This window comes from Rhizomonospora bruguierae, from assembly GCF_018397995.1.
Classification (GTDB): Bacteria; Actinomycetota; Actinomycetes; order Mycobacteriales; family Micromonosporaceae; genus Rhizomonospora; species Rhizomonospora bruguierae.
This window is the reverse complement of record NZ_BBQH01000033.1, coordinates 72,324-86,957: the sequence shown is the minus strand read 5'-3', so window position 1 is coordinate 86,957 and position 14,634 is coordinate 72,324. Positions and strand designations below refer to the sequence as shown.

Genomic DNA, 14,634 nt, shown 5'->3' with positions numbered 1-14,634 from the left:
ACGCTGCCGACCACGTGCAGCGCCTCCTCCGGCCCGTACAGCAGGTACCGGGAGCGCAGCCGCCGCACGGCGTCGAGCACGGCGGGCCGGTCCGGCGCGGCGGCCAGGGACGTGATCGCTGTGACGGAGGTGGTGCGCTCGCCCGGGTCGCGGGTCAGCCGGGCGGCGTCCAGGATCTGGAGGGTGAACTGGTCCAGCCCGTCCAGCGCGCGGGCCACCGAGACGCGGGACTGGGCCCGCACCGCCAGCGCGGAGACGTCCGCCGGCACCGGCACGACCAGGTCCGGGCGCAGCTTGAGCAGCGCGCCCAGCGCCTCATCCGGTAGCGCGCGCAGGGTGTCGGCGAGTGAGATGGCCATCGCCGTTCAACGCTAGCGGCACCGGGGCGGATTCGCGCCGCCCGGCCGGGTCAGCGCGGCAATGTCACGATGGTGACCCGCGCCGGCAGCGCCGGGTCCGCCGCGACCACCTCGCGGGCCGCCGCCCCGGCCGCGGGCGTGACCGCGATCAGCCGGACCCGGCCCGGCACCCGGGCGAGGATCTGCCGCAGCCGCTGCGGCTCCCGGAACGTCATGTCGTAGATGCCGGGCTCGGTCTGCGCGCTGGTGCCCTGCAACGACGACAGGAACACCGACTCGCGGTACCCGTCGATGGTGGACGTGTCCATCATCAGCGTCACCGTGCCGGGGATCGGCGGGTACGCCCGGTACGCGGTCATCGTCGCCCGGGCCTGGCGCTGTCGCTGGAGCAACCGGTCCCGCCAGGCGCCCGTCCAGGTGGTGTCCTCGTGGGCGGCCGAGACGTGGAACAGCCCACCGGTCCACCCGATGACGCCGCTGGTGGCCAGGGTCGCGACGAGGACGGCGGCGGCGATGCCGGTCGGCGGCGCCCACTCGCGCGGACCGGCGCCCGGCCCCGGCGCCGGCAGCAGGCGGGCCAGGGCGCCCACGCCGACGATCAGCAGCGCCATGCCGTAATGCACGGTCTTGATGAAGTAGTAGCCGGGGCTCGCCCCGGCGGCGACGTTGGCCAGCGCGACCGCCGCCGCGAACAGCAGCGTGATGGCGACCGCCACCGGGTACCAGCGCCATACCGGCTCCCGCCACGCGGACCGGGCCAGCGGGCCGGTGGCGGCCACGGCGCCCAGCACCAGCAGGGTGTTGGCGACCGGGTCGGTCTGCCCGCCGACCGACAGCGCCTCGCTCTGCCCGCCGACCAGCAGGCCGGACAGCGCCGTGATCGGGGCCAGCACGGCGGTCAGCACCGCGACCACGAGCAGCATGCCCCGGTGGGCGAGCACGCGGCGCCGCGCGGCGAACAGCCAGGCCAGCACCAGCAGCCCGGCCGGCAAGAGGAACAGGTAGTAGGTGAAGCCCACGCCGACCAGCAACGCGCCGAGCAGCAGCAGCTGCTCGCGGACCCCGGCCAGCGGGCGGACGCACAGCCCGGCCACGATCAGCGCCAGGGCCAGCCCCAGCGCCTCGCTCGGGTACCCGGAGACCAGCAGGCGGGGCAGTTCGGTGCCCAGCGCCAGCGCGCCCACCAGGCCGACGGCCACCACCCGCTGGAGCGCGTGCAGCGGGCCGGTCAACCACTGGACCAGCCAGATCAGGGTGAGCAGCAGCAGACCGTAGCCGGCCAGCGTCCAGAAGATGTAGTGGTCGACGGCGGCCGGCCCGCCCGGACCGGCGGTGGGGCGGCGGACGAAGCCGTCCAGCAGGGCGGCCGTCAGGTGCCAGCCCTGCGGGTAGTAGATCATCCCGGAGAAGATGTGCTGCCGGGCCCGGCCCTGGGCCACGAACAGGTACCCGCCGAGCCGGCCGATCAGGTCGAACGCCGCCTCGTGGCGGGCATTGTCCTCGCCGCCGATGAGGATGCCCAGCCGCCGGGTGAAGTTGGAGTCGCGCAGGTAGGGCACGGACAGGTAGGCGGCCAGCAGTAGCGCGACGCCGCCCGAGAGCGCGTCCGCCCAGCCCGGCCGGGGCAGCGCCGGCCGCCGGCCGGTCCCCGCCGCGACCAGGAGCAGCACGGTGAACGCGGTGCCGGCCACCGGAACCGGGTGCATGCCCCACGGCCACACCGACCACAGCAGCCCGACCGCGCAGGCCAGCCCGATCAGCAGGCCGACCGCCAGCACCACGCGGTCCAGCAGGGTGCGCCCGCCGCGCAGCAGGGCCGCGGTACCCAGCAGGACCAGCGGCGGCAGCAGCCAGGCGGTGTGGCTGAGGGACGCGAGCGCCGGTACCGCCCAGGCGGCGATCAGCAGCGCTGCGGGGACCGCCCAGCGGGGCCGGTTGCGGCGGGGCGGCACGGGCGTGCTGGCCGGCGCGCTCACGGTTCCCGTCGAGGTGTCAGCTGGCCCGGCTGCCTCGCCCGTGGCTGGTGGATGTGGCCGGTCAGGGGACGGTCCGGTCGGCCGGTCGGCGGCCCCGACCCCCGCCGTACCCTGATCATCGTGCGGCCACCCCTTACCGTCGGCTTCGACCTCGACATGACCCTGCTGGACACGCGGCCGGGGATCGCCGCGGCGTACCGGGCGCTGAGCGCGCAGACCGGCGTCCCGGTGGACGCCGACGCCGCCGTGGCCCGGCTCGGCCCGCCGCTGCGGGAGGAGATCCGCCGGTGGTTCCCGCCCGAGCGGGTGGACTCCGCCGTGGCCGCCTACCGGGCCCTCTACCCGAGGTACGCCGTCCAACCCTCCCCGCCGCTGCCCGGCGCGCGGGAGGCGATCGCGGCGGTCCGCGCCCAGGGCGGGCGGGTGGTAGTGATCACATCGAAGCTCGGCCGCCTCGCCCAACTCCACCTCGACCACTGCGGCATCGTGGCGGACGCCCTGGTCGGCGACCGCTTCGCGGCGGGCAAGAGCAACGCGCTGGCCGAGCAGGACGTGCACGTCTACGTGGGCGACCACGTGGCTGACATGCGGGCCGCCCGGGCGGCGGGCGTCACCGCCATCGGGGTCCCGACCGGGCCCTGCTCGGCGGATGAGCTGCGGGCCGCCGGTGCCGACGCGGTCCTGCCCGACCTGACCGAGTTCCCCGGCTGGCTGTCGGCGCGCAGCTTCGATCCGCCGCCGGGGCGGGATACGGGTTGGGCGTGTCCGGCCTGATGGCTAGCCTTATACGCGGGCCGCGCTGCGCTGCCCGTCAATCCGGTATGGAAGGTCGAGATCTGCGGTGCCCACGGGTCGAGTGAAGTGGTACGACGCGGCTAAGGGATACGGCTTCGTCACCAGTGACGAGGGCGGTGACGTGTTCCTGCCCAAGGGTGCCCTGCCGGCCGGGGTCACCGAGCTCAAGGGGGGCCAGCGGGTCGAGTTCGGGGTGGTGGAGAGCCGCCGCGGCAACCAGGCCCTCGGGGTCAAGCTGCTGGACACCCCGCCGTCCGTGGCGGAGCTACGCCGGCGCCCGGCCGAGGAGCTGCACGGGCTGATCGAGGACATGATCAAGGTGCTGGAGGCCAAGATCCAGCCCGACCTGCGCCGGGGCCGCTTCCCGGACAAGCGCACCGCGCAGACGGTCGCGCAGGTGGTGCACGCCGTGGCCCGCGAGCTGGAGATCTAGCCCCCGGCGGGCACCAGCCCGGCCGCGGCCGCGCGGTCCAGCAGGGTCCTGACCGCCGCGTGCCCCTCCTCGCCGAGGTTCTCGGTGAACTGGTTCACGTACAGGTCGATATGCCGGCGCACCACGTCCGGCTCCATCTCCTGGGCGTGTTCCAGGACGTACGCCCGGCTGGCCGCCGGGTCGCGCCAGGCGGCCCGGACCGACTCGCGCACCCACCCGGCGGCGGCGACCGGGTCCACGCTGCCCTTCTTGGCGAGGATCGCGCCGAGCGGGATCGGCAGTCCGGTCTCGCCCTCCCACCACTCGCCCAGGTCGGCCAGGGCGGTCAGCCCGTACCGCGGGTACGTGAACCGCGCCTCGTGGATCACCAGGCCGGCGCCGAACCGGCCCTCGGCCACGCCCGGCATGATCTCGTGGAACGGGACCACCTCGATGCGGGCCGGCGGGCGCCGCGCCGACCAGAGCCGGAACAGCAGGTACGCCGTGGTCCGGTCGCCGGGGACGGCGACGGTCTGGCCGGTCAGGTCCGCGGTGGGCCCGGCGGCGAGCACGAGGGGGCCGCAGCCCCGGCCGAGCGCACCCCCGCAGGGCAGCAGGTCGTAGGAGTCCAGCAGCCACGGCAGGGCCGCGTAGCTCACCTTCACCAGGTCGAACTCGCCGCGTTCGGCGGCGGTGTTGGTGACGTCCACGTCGGCGTACGTGACCTCGACCGGCGGGGCGCCCTCGACCAGGCCGTGCGCCAGCGCGTGGAAGACAAAGGTGTCGTTCGGGCAGGGGGAGAAGGCGAGCGAGAGGGTCACGTGACCACGGTAGCCACGGCACCCGCGGCGGCGGCGAGCGCGGCCAGGGCCTGGGGTATGCGCCACGCCGCCCGGTCCCGGGGGCCTACCGGGTTGGAGACGGCGCGTAGTTCGGCGAACGGGACGCCCGCCTCCCGGGCGGCGCAGGCGACGCCGTACCCCTCCATGCCCTCCGCGACGGCGTCCGGGTGGCGGGCCAGAACCCCGGCGACGCCCTCGCTGGTGCCGGTGACCGTGGAGACGGTGAGGATGTCGCCGGTGACCGCCCCGGGCAGCGCCGCGCGCAGCGTCGCCAGCAGCCCGGGGTCGGCCGGCAGGGTGGTGGTGCCGAAGCCCAGGTCGTCGAGCGGGATGAACCCAGCGGGCGAGTCGGCACCCAGGTCGGCGGCGATGGACCGGACGCCCAGGGCCACCGCCGCCAACCCCACCCGCCCGGCGAAGCCACCCCCGATGCCGGCGGAGATCACCCCGCGGTAGGGGCGGCCAGCGGCCTCGGCCAGCGCGAGGACCCGCGCGGCCCCGGCGGCCGCCGCCGCGGGACCGACCCCGACCGGCACGACCCCGATCGGCGCGGCCCCGGCGGCCGGGGTGGCGGGCAGCCCGGCCCGGACCGCCTCCGCCTCCGCCTCGACCGCGGTGGCGATGAGTAGCGGACGTCTCACTCGCCGGACCGGTTCTTGGGCGCGGGGTCGTCGCCGGCCGGACGCCGGGCGCCGGGGCGGTAGATGTGGAAGCCGGGTGGGGTCAGCGGGTCGTCGTCGGGTGCGGGCGGGACGGGGGTGCCCGACGGCCCACCCTGCTTGGGTGTCGGCCGGCCGAAGGGCCGCAGCCGTCGCCGGGCCGGCTCCTCGCCGCCCCCGGCCGCGCGCAGCGGTGGTGCGGGGGCGGGCGCCGGCGCGGCGGGTGACGGCGCCGTGGCCGCGTCCGACCACGGGTCCACGGGCGGCACGGTCGTGCGTGGATCGACCAGGGTTGGCTCGTCGGAGCCGACCCGGCTGGCCGGGCGGTCGGCGGCCGGTGCGGCGGTGGACCGGTCGGCGGGGCGCTGCTCGGTCGCCTCCGGGGCGGCGCGGCCGTTGAGCCGCTCGCGGCGCAGGCCCGCGGCGACCGCCGCCGCCCGCAGCAGCGCCAGCGCGGCGAAGACCGCCGCCGCCACCAGGCCGACCCGGCCGCCCATCGGGATCAGGCCGAGGCCGCCGCCGGCCACCCAGGCCAGCATGAGCACGGTCTCGGCGTGCGCGAAGGCGCTGGCCCGGGAGCGTTCGGCGATCCGCTCCTGGATGGTCGCGTCCACGGCGAGCTTGGCCAGGCCGCTGGCCAGCGCGGTCACGAGACAGAAGAGGGCCACCGTGACCAGCGTGAAGCGCAGCGCGGCCAGGGTGGCGGCGCCGGCCGCCAGGAGCAGGCCGGTGGCCTGGAGCGCGGCCGGGCGGTGGATGTTCAGCCGGGTGCCCAGCGCGGTCGCCAGGAACGTGCCGGCGCCCAGCGCCCCGCCGACCACGCTGAGCGCGAACCCCTCCCCGAAGGTCATCCCGAGCACGGTGCCGGGCAGGTCGCCCGCCTTGATCGAGAAGGCGAGGAACAGCAGCAGGAACCCGTACAGGGCGCGAAGCGTGGCGCTGCCCGCGACGGTGGCCAGCACCAGGCGGCCGGTGAGCACCTTCTCCCCGCCGGTGCGGCGCCAGGGCGCGAGGAACACGCGCGGGACGGTCTCCGGCGGGTCGGAGTCGGCGCGCGGGGGCAGGCGCAGCGCGTGCACCATGCCGATCACGAAGATGACCGTGGCCACCCGCAGCGGCCACTGCGGTCCGAACTGGAACGCCGCGACCCCGAGCGGCGCCACCACGGCGCCGGCCACCGTGCCGTACACGCTGGCCCGGGCGCCCGCCTGGGACAGGCCCAGCCCGCGCGGCAGCAGCCGGGGCACCGCCGCCGAGCGGGCCACCCCGTACGCCCGGGACAGGGCCAGCACGCCGAACGCCGCCGGGTACAGGCCGAAGCCGTGGATGTAGTCCGAGATCAGCCAGGCGAGGAAGGCGCGACCCAGCATGGTGGCGGCCAGGGCGTACCGGCGGCCGTGGCGGAAGTGGTCCAGCAGCGGGCCGACCACGGGGGCCAGCAGCGCGAACGGGACCATCGTCACGAGCAGGTACAGCCCCACCTTGTCGCGGGCCTCGCCGAGCGGGGCGGAGAAGAAGATCGTGCCGGCCAGCCCGATGGTGATCAGCGTGTCCCCGGCGCAGGACGCGGCGTGCAGGTCGAACAGGCGGGCCATGCCGCTCTCCCCGCCCGCGCCCTTGCGCCGCACCTCGCCCACGGTGCGCCCGGCCCAGCGCCCGGTCGTCGCGGTGCCGCGGGCCAGTGCCCGCCCGGCGCGGATCGCGGTGCCCACCGTGCGCCCGACCGTCCGGCCGCGCCTGTCCTCCCGCCGCATGGGCCTATCCTCCCGCATTCGCGCGAGCGGAGCGGGTCACCCGGTGGGGCGCGTTGACCGCTGCCGCCGCGCATGGGCAAGAATGACCCGGTGACCAGGACCACGGCCCGCTCCGCCCGTCCCGACCAGGTGTGCGCCGACGCCGTCGAGTTGGCCCGCGCGGCGATTGTCGAGACCGGGCCGGAGCACGTCGGCGAGCATCTCGCCGCGGTCGGCGAGGGCGACCGGCTGGTGACCCACTTCTTCGAGTGCCGCCTGCCGGGGTATGTGGGGTGGCGCTGGGGGGTCACGGTGACCCGGGCGCCCCGCAGCCGGCTGGTGACGATCTGCGAGACCGTCCTGCTGCCCGGCCCGGAGGCGCTGCGGGCGCCCGGCTGGGTCCCGTGGAACGAGCGGCTGCAACCGGGTGACCTGGGCGTCGGTGACCTGCTGCCGGCCGGGCCGGACGACGACCGGCTGGCGCCCGGGTACCTGCTCTCGGACGACCCGGCGGTGGAGGAGGTCAACTGGGAGCTGGGCCTTGGCCGGCCGCGGGTGATGTCCCGGGAGGGCCGGCTGGAGACCGCCCAGCGCTGGTACGACGGGGAGCACGGCCCGGAGGCGGCGATCTCGGTCTCCGCGCCGCGCACCGCCCGCTGCGGCCGGTGCGGCTTCTTCCTGCCGCTGGCCGGCGCGATGCGGCAGAACTTCGGCGTGTGCGGCAACGTCTACGCCCCGGACGACGGCCGGGCGGTCAGCGTGGACCACGGCTGCGGCGCCCACTCGGAGGTGCTGGTCGAGCAGCCCGCCGCCCCGGTCGACGAACTGCCGACCGTGTTCGACGACGGTGAGGTCGAGCCGGTGCCGGCCGGTACCGTGGATGGCCTCGACGCGGGCGCCGAGCCGTACCCGCTCGGCTGAGGCTCTCCTCAGCCCTCCCGCTGCGGCGGGGCCACCCGCCGGCGGCGGCGGTTCGCGTCGTGCACCAGCATCGTCGCCAGGCCGGGTAGGCCGAGCAGGAAGCCGGCCAGGCAGATCCACAGCCAGTCGGTGTGCCCGTGCGCGGCGAGCCGCTCCCGGAACGCCAGGAGCACCAGTCCGGCGACCGCCCAGGCCACCATGCCGCCGACGGCGAACGGGACCATCGGCGGATCGACCGGGCGCAGGCTCCGCTGCTCGCGGGGTTCGTCAGGCACGACGCCAGGGTACGGGCCGGAAGATCCGCCCCGCTCACCTGTTACCCAGCCGGTCTTTTTCCGCACCGGTCCATCTGACACGATGCGCGGGACAACCCCGATTGATCAACTGGTGAGGCCCGCGATGACCGTTCCACCACCCGCCGCGGACACGATGGACCGCCCCGCCGCCCCGCGCAACGGATTCGACCGCTTTTTCGAGATCTCCGCACGCGGGTCCACGGTCGGCCGGGAGGTGCGCGGCGGGTTCGCCACGTTCTTCACGATGGCGTACATCATCGTGCTGAACCCGCTGATCCTCGGCGGCGCGGTCGACGGCGACAAGAAGTCGCTGGCGATCCCGGCGATCGCCGCGGCGACCGCGCTGGTGGCCGGCGTGATGACGATCCTCATGGGCGTGGTCGGCCGGTTCCCGCTCGCGGTGGCCGCCGGGCTCGGCGTGAACGCCCTGGTGGCGTTCGAGGTCGCCCCGAAGATGACCTGGGCCGACGCGATGGGCCTGGTGGTCATGGAGGGCATCCTCATCCTGATCCTGGTGCTGACCGGCCTGCGCACGGCGGTGTTCGTGGCCGTGCCGACCCAGTTGAAGACCGCGATCGGCGTCGGTATCGGCCTGTTTCTGGCGCTGATCGGCCTGGTGGACGCGGGCTTCGTGCGCAGCACCGGCCAGGGCTCCCCGCCGATCGGGCTGGGCTTCGGCGGCAAGCTGATCACCTGGCCGGGCCTGGTCTTCGTGCTGGGTCTGCTGCTGACCCTGGTCCTCGTGGTGCGCCGGGTCCGGGGTGCGATCCTGATCGGCATCCTGGGCTCCACGGCGCTCGCGATCATCGTCGAGTCGATCGTGCGCGTGGGACCGTCTGGCGGGCCGGCCGGCAACCCCCACGGCTGGTCGCTGAACGTGCCGAAGCTGCCCGCGCTGCGCGACCTGGCGGTGGCGCCGGACCTGTCCCTGCTCGGCCGGTTCAACCTGTTCGACTCGTGGGGCCGGGCGGGCGTGCTGGTGGTGCTGATGTTCGTGTTCACCCTGCTGATCACGGACTTCTTCGACACGATGGGCACGATGGTCGCGGTCGGCCAGGAGGCCGACCTGCTCCAGGCGGACGGCACCCCGCCACGGACCCGGGAGATCCTGCTGGTGGACTCGGTCGCCGCGGCGGCCGGCGGCGCGGCGAGCGTGTCCAGCAACACCACGTACATCGAGAGCGCGGCCGGCGTGGGCGAGGGCGCCCGGACCGGGGCGGCCAGCCTGGTGACCGGTGGGCTGTTCCTGCTGGCCATCTTCCTGGCCCCGGTTGTGGAGGTGGTCCCGTTCGAGGCGGCCTCGACCGCGCTGGTCGTGGTCGGCTTCCTCATGATGACCGCGGTGCGGACCATCGACTGGAGCGACTACGAGATCGCGCTCCCGGCGTTCCTGACCATCGTGCTGATGCCGTTCACCTACTCGATCACCAACGGGATCGCCGCCGGTCTCGTCACCTTCGTGCTGTTCAAACTGGTCAAGGGCAAGGCGTCGCAGGTCCACCCGCTGCTCTATGTGGTGTCGGCGCTGTTCCTGGTCTACTTCCTGCGCGGTCCGATTGAGACACTGGTCTTCTGACCGGCGGTGACCGGCGTCTCAGATAACCGGAATCCTGGTCCTTAGCCATGCTCATTAGTTAAGCTAACGAACGTGACGGAGCGGACCGTGACGGCACATCACCCAGAACAGGGATCGGGTGATGGCGCTGCCCAGCTCGCCCACGAGCTGCGCGACGCGATCACCCGGTTGAACCGGCGGGTCCGCCAGGCCCGGCCGGTCGGCGACCTCACCATCGCCCAGCTGTCCGCGCTGACCAGCCTCGAGCTGGCCGGCGCGCTCACGCCGCGGGAGTTGGCCGATCTGGAGCGGGTGCAGCCGCCGACGATGACCAAGATCGTCGGGCGGCTGGAGGAGGCCGGGCTCGTGCAACGGGCTCCGCACCCGACCGACGGCCGGCAGGTGATCCTGTCGGCTACCGAACGGGGGCGGGTCGTGTACGCGCAGTTCGAGCGCTCGCGGGACCAGTGGCTGGCCCAGCGGCTGAGCGAGCTGACCGGACCCGAACGCGCGGCGCTGGCCGCGGCCGCGGAGATCCTGCAACGGGTGGCGCGGGGCTAGCAGTCCCGCCGGCCGCCGCCGGGTCCGTTTCGTCACGTGTGGTGATGTGGCGTACGACCCGAGGAGGCGCACCCCGCGTGCGGGCACGTTTAGGCACGACGTTCCAGTCCCTGTCCGTCCGCAACTACCGGCTGTTCGCGACCGGGCAACTGGTCAAGCTCATCGGCGTCTGGGTGATGATCACCGCCCAGGACTGGCTGGTGCTCCAGTTGTCCGGCAACTCGGCGACCGCGCTCGGCGTGGTCACCGCGCTCCAGTTCATCCCGGTCCTGCTGCTCACGCTGTACGCGGGGAAGCTGGCCGACCGGTACGACAAGCGGCGGATCCTGATCGTGGCGAACGGCGCCTGGGCCGGGCTCGCCATGGTCCTGGGCGCGCTGGTGTTCACCGGCGTGGTCCAGTTGTGGCACGTGTTCGTCTTCGCCACGCTGCTCGGCATCGCCAACGCCGTCGAGACGCCGGTCCGCCAGGCGTTCGTCTCCGAACTGGTCGGTACCCCGCTGCTGCCGAACGCGCTCTCGCTCTCCGCGGCCACCTTCAACACCGCGCGGATCACCGGACCCGCCGTGGCCGGCCTGGCGATCGCCTGGTTCGGCGTGGGGCCGGTGTTCCAGCTCAGCACCATCCTGGCGCTGTCCCCGATGGTCAGCCTCATCCGGATCCGCCCCGCGGAGCTCTACCGGGAGGCGTTGCCGCCGGTGGCCGAGCGGGACGCGGCCACGATCACCGACGGGCTGCGGTACGTGCGCGGCCGCCCCGACCTGATCCTGCCGATCGTGCTGATGGCGGTGGTCGGGATGCTCGGCTTCAACTTCCCGGTGACGCTGGCCGCGCTGGCCAAGGTCACGTTCGCCAGCGGCGCCGCGTCGTTCGGCCTGTTCACCACCGCGCTGGCGGGCGGTGCGCTGGCCGGTGCGCTGGCCGGCAGCGGCCGGCGCGGGCGCCCGTCCGCGTACGTGGTGCTGGCCGCGGCGGTCGCGTTCGGCGCGCTCGAGACGGTGGCCGGGTTCGCGCCCACGTTCTGGCTGGTGGCCGCGCTGCTCGTGCCGACCGGGTTCTTCATGGTCTACTTCGCCCAGGCCGCGAACCAGCGGGTCCAGCTCGGTACCGACGCCGCCTACCGGGGCCGGGTCATGTCGCTGTACGTCCTGGTCTTTCTCGGTACCACGCCGATCGGCGCGCCGTTCATCGGCTGGTGGGCGGAGCACTTCGGGGCGCCGTCCAGCGTCTGGCTCGGCGGCGTCCTGTCGCTGCTGGCCGGCGTGGTCGCGCTCGTCTGGCAGCTGCGCCGGCGGCGGGAGCGGCTGCGGCTGGTGGTCCTGCCCACCCCGCGGCTGTACGTGGTGCCGTCCGTGGTGGACAACCCGGAGGTCGCCCGGGCGGCGTAACGCGCGCCGACTGTCGGACCCGTGTGCTTGGGTGACCGGGTGGACGATTCCCGGCTGATCGAATGTCTCACCGCCGACGCGGCGCGCCTGCGGGCGGTGGCCGCCGCCGACCTCGCGCCGACGGTGCCGAGCTGTCCCGAGTGGAGCGTCGCTGACCTGGTCGAGCACGTCGCGATGGTGTACGCCCACAAGGTCGAGTGCATGCGGCGCGGCGAGTTCCCCAGCCCGTGGCCGCCGGCGGACCACCCGCCGGCCGGGGGGCCGCTCGCCCTCTTCGACCGGGGCCTGGCCGGCCTGCTGGCCGAGTTCGCGGCGCGGGCGCCCGAGTCGCCGGCGGCCACCTGGTACCCACCGGAGCAGACGGTGCGGTTCTGGATGCGCCGGATGGCGCAGGAGACGGTCATCCACCGGGTGGACGCGGAGCTCGCCGCCGGGGCCGAGTCGGCGCCGATCCCGGTGGATCTGGCCACCGACGGCATCGACGAGGTGCTGCGGCTGTTCCTGTCCTACGGCAGCCGGGAGTACCCGGAGGATTTCGGTGACCGGCTGGCCGAGTGTGCCGGGCAGTCGGTGCTCGTCTCGGTCGGCGGCGCGCGCTGGCTCGCGGTGCTCGACCCGTCCGGCGTGCGGATCGAGCCCGGCGGCGCGGTTCAGCCGACCGCCCAGGTCAGCGGGGAGCCGGAGGCGGTGCTGCGGTGGTTGTGGCGCCGGGCGGGCGACGAGCGGGTCCGCTTCGACGGCAACCGGGCGGCGCTCGCCCGGCTGCGCGAGCTGCTGCGGGCCGCCACGCAGTAGCACCATCGGGTGAACCGAACGTACGGAAAGCGGTGGCAAACGTTACCAGCGGGATCTAGCGTCAGAGGACATGGCCGTGGTGCAGGGGGCGCAACTGGTCGGCGCGTTGCTCGCGCTGCTGTGCCTGCCGTGCGTCGTCGGGGCGCTCATGTTCGCCGACGAACTGTTGGAGCGGCTGCTGGTCGCTATCGGCCGGCGGCGCGCCGGCTGGCGGGAGCGGCGCATCCTCGGCCGACTGGAGCGCCGGCTGCCGCCCACCGCGCCGCAGGCGCTCGAGTCCCCGCACCCCACGCCCGCCATCGAGCAGATCGCCGCCGCGCTGCGCCGGCTGGACGCCCAGCGGCTCAACGTCGGCACCCGTTCGATGGCGCGGCACGAGGCGGTCCTGCGTGCGTACGACGAGCACCTGCGGATGGCGTGCCGCTGCCTCGGGGTGGAGGAGCACCTGGCCGAGGTGGAGGGCATCGACCGGGAGATCGAGCGGCTCCGCGTCGAGGGCGAACTCCAGGCCGCCGGCCTGGCCCTGCGGTCCCTCGCCGGCCCCCGCTGAGGCGTCGTGCGGCTGTTCGTCGCGGCCTACCCACCGCCGGAGGCCGTATCCGACCTGAGCGCCGCCGTGGGGCGCCTGGAGATCGGCCAGCGGGCCGGCGCGGGCGTCAACGTCCGCCTCGCCACACCGGAGAAGTGGCACATCACGCTGGCGTTCCTCGGCGACGTGGCGGAGGAGCGGCTGCCCGATGTGGACGCTGCCCTCCGGGTCGCCACCGCCCCGCCCGCCGCGCCCGTTCCGGTGCGGATCGCCGGGGGTGGGCGGTTCGGGCGGGGGCGGTTCACGATCGTCTGGGCCGGCGTGCAGGGCGACCTGGTGCCGCTGGCGAAGGCGGTCCGGCGGCAGCTCAAGCGGTCCCGGATCGGGTACGACCCGAAGCCGCTCAAGCCGCACCTGACCCTGGCCCGGCCGGGGGACCGGATGCCCGCCGAGGCGGTCGCGGCGGACATCGCGGCCCTCAACGGCTACGCCGGGCCACAGTGGAGCGTCGAGGCGATCGAGCTGGTCCGCAGCCACCAGGGGCCCCGGCCGCACTACGACCACCTGGCCACCTACCCGGTGGGGTAGCGGCCACCAGACGGCGGCCTGCGCTCGCTGCGGGCGGGCCTCAGCTCGACTCGCGGGCGGCCGGCCCGCCGCCGAACAGCACGTCGTCCCAGCTCGGCAGGCGCTTGCGGGACTTGGCGCCGGCCGACTCGCCGCCCTCGCCGCCGGCCGTGCGCCGGGGGCGCAGGACCGCCAGCGACGGGACGGCCGGGATCTCCTTGGGCGTGTCGGCGTCGTCGTCGAACGCGGAGCCGGAGCCGCCGCCGAGCAGGGCCGCCGCCCCGCCGGAGACCGGGCGCTGGTGGCGTGGGGCGTCCAGCCCGCCGTGCGCCGCCGGGGCGCTGGGGCGGCCGAGCGGGTCGGCGCCGAGGCCGCGCCCGCCGGTGGGCTCACCGCCGAGCGGGCGGTCCAGCGAGGCGAGCAGGGCGTCCCGGCCGGCGCGGATCGCGTCCCGGCCGGAGCGGCTCTTCTCCGGGGCGCTGGGCAGCGCGTGGCCACCCCGCGCCGGCTCCGCCCGGGGCGGTACCGGCAGGCCGTGACCGGTGCGCTCGGGCGCGGGCTCCTGGCCCAGGATCTGGGTCGGGCGCTCGATGCACAGGTACTGCGCCATGTCGTCGTGCGGGGTGACGGACTGCCGGGCCCGGTCCAGTTCCCAGATCGCCTGCGCGGTGGCCTTGCCGGACGGCCAGGTGGCGACGATCCGCCAGGTGCCGTCGTCGCGCCGGTACGCGTCCCAGGAGATCTTCTCGGCGTCGATGCCGTGCTGGCTCAGCCGGCCGTCGACCACCTCGGCGAGGCTGGTGCCCTTCTCCGAGCCGCGCAGCTTGGTGCGGCGGGCGTGCTGGGCGAGCATGGCCCGCTCCTGAAGCACCGGACCGGCGTAGCGCAGCACCCGGTCGACCGGCACCCCCGCGATCCGGGCCACGTCGTCGGCGGACTCGCCGGAGCGGATGCGGGCCTGGATGTCCCGCGGGGACAGCGAGGGCGTAGGGTCACCTGCGGTCATGGTCAGCGTGGCGGTGGGGTGCGCGCCGGGCTCGGCGTGCAGGGCGCTGGAGATCCGCTCGTCGATCGGCAGGGCGAGCAGCCGCCCGACCTCGTCGGCGAGCACCATCGCCTGACCGTCCTCGGAGAGGGCGACGAAGCGTACCGGGCGCATCGCGTTGCCTCCATCCCGCTTGAGCTGGCCCGCCGGGCAGCCCGACAGCTTGGACCCCACGGTACGCCCGCGGATCACCCGTGCGGT

Annotated in this window: 15 protein-coding genes and 1 pseudogene; 9 read left to right on the top strand and 7 right to left on the bottom strand. The window is 74.9% G+C overall.

Annotated elements, in window-relative coordinates; all coding sequences use genetic code 11:
• Positions 1 to 359 (bottom strand): annotated as a pseudogene (locus KJS59_RS18495) (helicase-associated domain-containing protein); the annotation flags it as partial.
• Positions 360 to 409: 50 nt separating this feature from the next.
• The gene (locus KJS59_RS18490; RefSeq protein ID WP_213454166.1) at positions 410 to 2,335 is read right to left on the bottom strand and encodes a hypothetical protein; all 1,926 of its coding nucleotides are present in this window, start codon (positions 2,333 to 2,335) and stop codon (positions 410 to 412) included.
• Positions 2,336 to 2,455: 120 nt separating this feature from the next.
• Here KJS59_RS18490 and KJS59_RS18485 point away from each other — a divergent pair, with 120 nt between their 5' ends.
• Positions 2,456 to 3,109 carry an HAD family hydrolase gene (locus KJS59_RS18485; RefSeq protein ID WP_283775796.1) on the top strand — a complete coding sequence of 218 codons (654 nt, stop codon included), beginning with the start codon at positions 2,456 to 2,458 and terminating at the stop codon, positions 3,107 to 3,109.
• A gap of 67 nt (positions 3,110 to 3,176) precedes the next feature.
• Complete coding sequence (locus KJS59_RS18480; protein ID WP_213454164.1) at positions 3,177 to 3,563, top strand: cold-shock protein; 387 nt, start codon at positions 3,177 to 3,179, stop codon at positions 3,561 to 3,563.
• Here KJS59_RS18480 and KJS59_RS18475 read toward each other — a convergent pair.
• The 3 genes from KJS59_RS18475 to KJS59_RS18465 are packed head-to-tail and all read right to left on the bottom strand — an operon-like array spanning position 3,560 to position 6,797.
• Positions 3,560 to 4,363 carry a 1,4-dihydroxy-6-naphthoate synthase gene (locus KJS59_RS18475; protein WP_213454163.1) on the bottom strand — a complete coding sequence of 268 codons (804 nt, stop codon included), beginning with the start codon at positions 4,361 to 4,363 and terminating at the stop codon, positions 3,560 to 3,562. The genes KJS59_RS18480 and KJS59_RS18475 overlap by 4 nt on opposite strands.
• On the bottom strand, positions 4,360 to 5,025 hold the full coding sequence (locus tag KJS59_RS18470) for a futalosine hydrolase (protein WP_213454162.1): 666 nt from the start codon (positions 5,023 to 5,025) through the stop codon (positions 4,360 to 4,362). Before KJS59_RS18470 ends, KJS59_RS18475 begins: the two co-directional genes overlap by 4 nt.
• Positions 5,022 to 6,797, bottom strand: coding sequence for an MFS transporter (locus tag KJS59_RS18465; RefSeq protein ID WP_213454161.1), 1,776 nt, complete (start codon positions 6,795 to 6,797; stop codon positions 5,022 to 5,024). The genes KJS59_RS18470 and KJS59_RS18465 overlap by 4 nt, the downstream gene beginning before the upstream one ends.
• Before the next feature lie 72 nt (positions 6,798 to 6,869).
• Between KJS59_RS18465 and KJS59_RS18460 the strand changes: the two genes are divergently transcribed.
• The gene (locus tag KJS59_RS18460; protein ID WP_213454160.1) at positions 6,870 to 7,697 is read left to right on the top strand and encodes a DUF3027 domain-containing protein; all 828 of its coding nucleotides are present in this window, start codon (positions 6,870 to 6,872) and stop codon (positions 7,695 to 7,697) included.
• 8 nt (positions 7,698 to 7,705) lie between these two features.
• Here KJS59_RS18460 and KJS59_RS18455 read toward each other — a convergent pair whose 3' ends face one another.
• Positions 7,706 to 7,921: a DUF2530 domain-containing protein gene (locus tag KJS59_RS18455; protein ID WP_213454177.1), complete on the bottom strand. Its 216-nt coding sequence runs from the start codon at positions 7,919 to 7,921 to the stop codon at positions 7,706 to 7,708.
• Positions 7,922 to 8,096: 175 nt separating this feature from the next.
• Between KJS59_RS18455 and KJS59_RS18450 the strand changes: the two genes are divergently transcribed.
• From KJS59_RS18450 to thpR, 6 genes are all read left to right on the top strand, one after another.
• A complete protein-coding gene (locus KJS59_RS18450; RefSeq protein WP_213454159.1) occupies positions 8,097 to 9,569 on the top strand; it encodes an NCS2 family permease in 1,473 nt (490 codons plus the stop codon).
• Between the two features lie 72 nt (positions 9,570 to 9,641).
• The gene (locus tag KJS59_RS18445) at positions 9,642 to 10,109 is read left to right on the top strand and encodes a MarR family transcriptional regulator (protein WP_249714392.1); all 468 of its coding nucleotides are present in this window, start codon (positions 9,642 to 9,644) and stop codon (positions 10,107 to 10,109) included.
• Between the two features lie 77 nt (positions 10,110 to 10,186).
• A complete protein-coding gene (locus tag KJS59_RS18440; protein WP_213454158.1) occupies positions 10,187 to 11,497 on the top strand; it encodes an MFS transporter in 1,311 nt (436 codons plus the stop codon).
• 39 nt (positions 11,498 to 11,536) lie between these two features.
• Complete coding sequence (locus KJS59_RS18435) at positions 11,537 to 12,292, top strand: maleylpyruvate isomerase family mycothiol-dependent enzyme (RefSeq protein ID WP_213454157.1); 756 nt, start codon at positions 11,537 to 11,539, stop codon at positions 12,290 to 12,292.
• Positions 12,293 to 12,362: 70 nt separating this feature from the next.
• On the top strand, positions 12,363 to 12,842 hold the full coding sequence (locus KJS59_RS18430) for a hypothetical protein (RefSeq protein ID WP_213454156.1): 480 nt from the start codon (positions 12,363 to 12,365) through the stop codon (positions 12,840 to 12,842).
• Between the two features lie 6 nt (positions 12,843 to 12,848).
• Positions 12,849 to 13,409 (top strand): RNA 2',3'-cyclic phosphodiesterase, encoded by a 561-nt coding sequence (thpR, locus tag KJS59_RS18425; RefSeq protein WP_213454155.1) that lies wholly within the window; start codon positions 12,849 to 12,851, stop codon positions 13,407 to 13,409.
• A gap of 40 nt (positions 13,410 to 13,449) precedes the next feature.
• On the opposite strand, the gene sepH is transcribed toward thpR, so the two are convergent.
• Positions 13,450 to 14,547, bottom strand: a complete 1,098-nt coding sequence (gene sepH / locus KJS59_RS18420) for a septation protein SepH (protein ID WP_213454154.1) — start codon at positions 14,545 to 14,547, stop codon at positions 13,450 to 13,452.
• Positions 14,548 to 14,634 lie beyond the last annotated feature (87 nt).